This is a genomic window from Streptomyces sp. SID4985 (assembly GCF_009863025.1).
GTDB lineage: Bacteria > Actinomycetota > Actinomycetes > Streptomycetales > Streptomycetaceae > Streptomyces.
Genome location: NZ_WWIR01000135.1, coordinates 1 through 4,528 on the forward strand (window position 1 = coordinate 1; position 4,528 = coordinate 4,528).

At 73.8% G+C, this 4,528-nt stretch carries 4 protein-coding genes; all 4 read left to right on the plus strand.

Annotation, left to right across the window (positions count from 1 at the left end; translation table 11 throughout):
• Nucleotides 1–1,770, plus strand: a 1,770-nt coding sequence (locus GTW40_RS05330) for a ComEC/Rec2 family competence protein (protein WP_161178986.1), incomplete at its 5' end; no start/stop codon positions are given.
• A 148-nt stretch (nucleotides 1,771–1,918) separates the two neighbouring features.
• Nucleotides 1,919–2,800, plus strand: a complete 882-nt coding sequence (locus GTW40_RS05335) for a YceI family protein (RefSeq protein ID WP_202485421.1) — start codon at nucleotides 1,919–1,921, stop codon at nucleotides 2,798–2,800.
• Nucleotides 2,801–2,852: 52 nt separating this feature from the next.
• Nucleotides 2,853–3,098: a hypothetical protein gene (locus GTW40_RS05340; RefSeq protein ID WP_161178987.1), complete on the plus strand. Its 246-nt coding sequence runs from the start codon at nucleotides 2,853–2,855 to the stop codon at nucleotides 3,096–3,098.
• A gap of 185 nt (nucleotides 3,099–3,283) precedes the next feature.
• On the plus strand, nucleotides 3,284–4,273 hold the full coding sequence (gene holA / locus GTW40_RS05345; RefSeq protein WP_161178988.1) for a DNA polymerase III subunit delta: 990 nt from the start codon (nucleotides 3,284–3,286) through the stop codon (nucleotides 4,271–4,273).
• The last annotated feature ends 255 nt before the right edge of the window (nucleotides 4,274–4,528 follow it).

Here is a 4,528-nt window from a genome sequence, read left to right on the forward strand (position 1 = left end):
GCCGGGCTGCGCGAGGCGACCGAGGGGCTGCCGTCGGACGCGCGGGCGCTGCTGCCGGGGCTGGTCGTCGGGGACACGTCGCGGATCACCCCGGAGCTGGACGAGGCGTTCAAGGAGACCGATCTCGCGCACACGCTCGCCGTCTCCGGCAGCAACCTCACCATCCTGCTCGCCCTGCTCATCGGACCGCTCGGACTGGCCCAGCGCGCCGAACGGCGCGGACTCGCCCCGCGCCTGGGTCTCTCGCTGCGGACCACCGCGCTCCTCGCGGCGGCCCTCACTCTCGGGTTCGTCATCGTCTGCCGCCCCGATCCGAGCGTGCTGCGGGCGGCGGCCTGCGGCGCGGTCGCCCTGCTGGCGCTGGCCACCGGTCGCCGCAGATCCCTGGTCCCCGCCCTGGCCGCGACGGTCCTGCTGCTGGTCCTCTACGACCCGTGGCTGTCCCGGAGTTACGGCTTCCTGCTCTCGGTGCTGGCGACCGGCGCGCTGCTGCTCCTCGCGCCCCGCTGGAGCGAGGCACTGCGACGACGCCGGGTGCCCGCCCGCCTGGCCGAGGCCCTGGCCGCCGCTGCCGCCGCCCAGGCCGTGTGTGCGCCGGTGGTCGCGGTGCTGTCGGCGCGGGTGAGTCTGGTGGCGGTGCCGTGCAATCTGCTCGTCGAGGTGGCCGTCGCTCCGGCCACGGTGCTGGGGTTCGCGGCGCTCGCGGCCGCTCCGGTGGCGATGCCCGCCGCCAAGGCGCTTGCCTGGTGCGCGGGTTGGCCCGCCCAGTGGATCGCCGGGGTGGCCAGGGCCGGGGCGGCGCTGCCCGGTGCGGGAGTGGACTGGCCGGGGAGTTGGCCGGGGGCGTTCCTGCTGGCCGTGGTCACGGTGGTGCTCGTGCTCGCCGGGCGGCGACTGGTGCGGCACCCGTGGTGGTGCGGGGCGCTCGGCGTGGTTTTGCTCGTCGCGGTGGTGCGGCCCGCTCCGCTGACCCGGGTGGTCACGGGCTGGCCGCCGCCGGGCTGGCGGTTCGCCATGTGCGACGTCGGGCAGGGCGACGCCACCGTTCTCGCGGCCGGGCCGGGCGCCGGGGTGGTCGTGGACGCCGGACCCGATCCGGAGCCGGTCGACCACTGCCTGCGGGAACTGGGCATCACCCGTGTGCCCCTGGTGATCCTCACCCACTTCCACGCCGACCATGTCGCGGGACTGCCCGGCGTGCTGCGCGGCCGCTCGGTGGCCGCCATCGAGACCACCGGCTTCGCCGAACCGGCGGACCAGGCCGAGGCCGTGCGCGGAGCGGCTGCCGCACGGCACATCCCGGTCACCCGCGCCGTGGCGGGGGAGGAGCGCCGCGTCGGACCGCTGGCCTGGCGGGTCCTGTGGCCCCCGGCGGGCGCCGCGCCGGACCCGGACGGGCCGAACGACGCGAGCGTCGCCGTGCTCGTACGGACCGGTGGCCTGCGGCTCCTGCTGCTGGGCGACCTCGAACCGCCCGCGCAACGGGAGCTGCTGCTGTCGCCGGACGCGGCCGACCTGGCGCGCGTGGACGTGCTGAAGGTCGCCCACCACGGCTCCGCCTACCAGGACCCCGACCTGATACGCCTGGCGTCCCCACGGCTCGCCCTCGTGTCCTGTGGCGCCGACAACCCTTATGGGCACCCGGCACCGTCCACGGTGGCCGCGTTGCGCGCGGGCGGAGCGGTGGTGCTGCGCACGGACCGGGACGGCGCCCTGGCGCTCACTGGAGGAGGCGGTGCCGACGGGCGGCTCCAGGTGGCGACGGGCTGACCGGGGACTCCCGTAACCGCCAATTCGGTCTAGTCCGGCGCATGGGCTGGATTGCCTTGATGTGGGCTCGTGTTGCTCGAAAGCCACATCAGGTGATCGAATGAATCTTCGGCAACATATGATGTCGAGGCGTACAGAGGTGTCGTACATGTTCGGCCGGTGGCTGGAAAAACGAACGAACCGGTTCCACCGGACGAGTCCCCTGGCGGCGGTCAGGACACCGGCCGACGCCGGCGTGCTGAGCTGCCGGGTGCTCGATCCGGTCTACGAACCGGTGGGCAACGCGGAGTTCACGGTCGTCGACAGCGTCGGCCGCAAGGTGGTCAGCGGTGGCACCGATCCCTACGGCCAGTTCATGGCCACGGTCCCGGCGGGGGAGTACCGGCTCGCGATCGCGGCCGAGGGGTACGCGCCCTATCGCGCGACCGCGATGGTCGGCCAGAACTCCCTGGCCTCGCTGGGCGATGTGACCCTCCAGGTCGCGCAGCCCCCGGAGCCCCCGGCGCGGGGCGACTGGGAGATCGACCCCGCGCACTCCTCCATCGCCTTCACCGCGCGGCACATCGGACTGGCCCGGATCCACGGCCGGTTCAACTCCTTCGCGGGCGCGGTGCGCATCGCCGACCGCATGGAGAACTCCGCGATGCACGTGGTGATCGACGCCGCGGCCATCGACACGGGCGTCCGGATGCGCGACGACCACCTGCGCTCCCCGGACTTCCTGGACGTGCAGCGGTACCCGACGCTGGAGTTCTACAGCGAGCGCTTCACCCACCGCGGCGGCAACCGCTGGGCCGTCACCGGCGCGCTCTCCCTCCACGGCGTGACCCGCACGGTCACCCTCGACGCCGAGTACCTCGGCCTCGGCAGCGGCATGGAAGGCGAACCCCGGGCCGCCTGCCGCGCCACCACCGAACTCCACCGCGACGACTACACCATCAGCTGGCAGACGATGCTGGCCCGCGGCATCGCGGTGGTCGGCCGCAGCATCCGTGTGGAACTGGACATACAGATCGTTCCGAAGGGCTGAGGAGTCAGGGGCCACGCGTCCGGCCTCCCGCGCGGTGCCGGAGAATGTCCCGGTGAGCGATGTGAGACACGTGCTGGTGCTGCCCGACCGGGATGCCGCCGAGGAGGCGGCCGAGGCGTTGGGGGAGCGGTTCGGGATCGATGAGGAGCCCCGGCTCGTACGGGACGCCCTGGCGGGGGAGGACGACGCCGAGGACGCCCAGTGGCTGGTGGTCCTGCGCGACGAGGCGGGACGCCTCGACCCCGCCGAGCTGGACGCCTTCGCGGGCGAGTGGGACGGCTGGCGCGAGGAGCCGTGATGGCGGGTGCCCGGGCACGCCTGAGTCGTAGCCGATGGACGACCTCGGCCGCGCCCCGGGCACACCTTGGCCGCACTGACAGGCCCGCTTCCGCAGGACCCCGAAAGCGTCTCGGGGTCGGATCGGGGTCCGGTCAGGGTGTGCGGGCCGGTTCGTTGTCGGTGCCGCGTGGGATGCTTTGAGCGATGGCAAGAAAGACTGCGAATGACGACCCTCTCGCCCCGGTGACTCTCGCCGTGGGCCAGGAGGACCTCCTGCTCGACCGTGCCGTGCGGGAGGTGGTGGCCGCCGCCAGAGCCGCCGACGCCGACACGGACGTACGCGACCTCACCCCGGACCAGCTGCAGCCCGGCACCCTCGCCGAGCTGACCAGCCCCTCGCTCTTCTCCGAGCGCAAAGTCGTGGTCGTACGCAATGCGCAGGACTTGTCCGCCGACACGGTCAAGGACGTGAAGGCATACCTCGGCTCGCCCGCGGAGGAGATCACCCTCGTACTGCTGCACGCGGGCGGCGCCAAGGGCAAGGGGCTGCTCGACGCCGCGCGTAAGGCGGGCGCGCGGGAGGTGGCCTGTCCGAAGATGACCAAGCCGGCCGACCGGCTGGCGTTCGTGAGAGGGGAGTTCAGGGGGTTCGGGCGGTCGGCCACGCCGGAGGCGTGCCAGGCGCTCGTGGACGCGATCGGCAGCGATCTGCGCGAGCTGGCCTCCGCGGCGGCCCAGCTCGTGGCAGACGTCGAGGGCACGATTGACGAGGCGGTCGTCGGGCGGTACTACACCGGCCGCGCGGAGGCGTCGAGCTTCACCGTCGCCGACAAGGCGGTCGAGGGGCGGACCGCCGAGGCGCTGGAGGCGCTGCGGTGGTCGCTCTCCACCGGAGTGGCCCCGGTGATGATCACCAGCGCGCTCGCCCAGGGCGTGCGGGCGATCGGCAAGTTGTCCTCGGCCCGCGGCGGTCGCCCCGCCGACCTCGCCCGCGAGCTGGGAATGCCCCCGTGGAAGATCGACCGCGTTCGCCAGCAGATGCGCGGCTGGACCCCGGACGGCGTCGCCGAGGCCCTGCGCGCGGTGGCCGAGGCCGACGCGGGAGTGAAGGGCGGCGGCGACGACCCGGAGTACGCCCTGGAGAAGGCGGTCGTCATCATCGCCAGGGCCGCCCGCTCCCGGGGCAGGAACTAGCCGGTCACTCCCCTTGCCGGGGATGCGCGGCCCGAGCCTTGACCGCACGGACCGGGCCGTGTCGGCTCGGTCCGGTAGACGGCCGCACCGTCCGGCGCCGCACTCCGCGCCGCCACGCACCGAAGCCCGACCCGCCCACGCCGGAGCCCGCACCACTCCACACCGGAACCCGCACTACCCCACGCCGGAGCCCCCGTGCCGCCCGGTGCCGAAACCCGCACCACCAAGCACCGCCCCCTGACAACCGCACGCCCC

Excerpts from the sequence above, each read along its gene's own strand:
- GTW40_RS05335 (WP_202485421.1), top strand. The coding sequence starts at position 1,919 with ATGTTCGGCCGGTGGCTGGAAAAACGAACGAACCGGTTCCACCGGACG.
- holA (WP_161178988.1), top strand. The coding sequence starts at position 3,284 with ATGGCAAGAAAGACTGCGAATGACGACCCTCTCGCCCCGGTGACTCTC.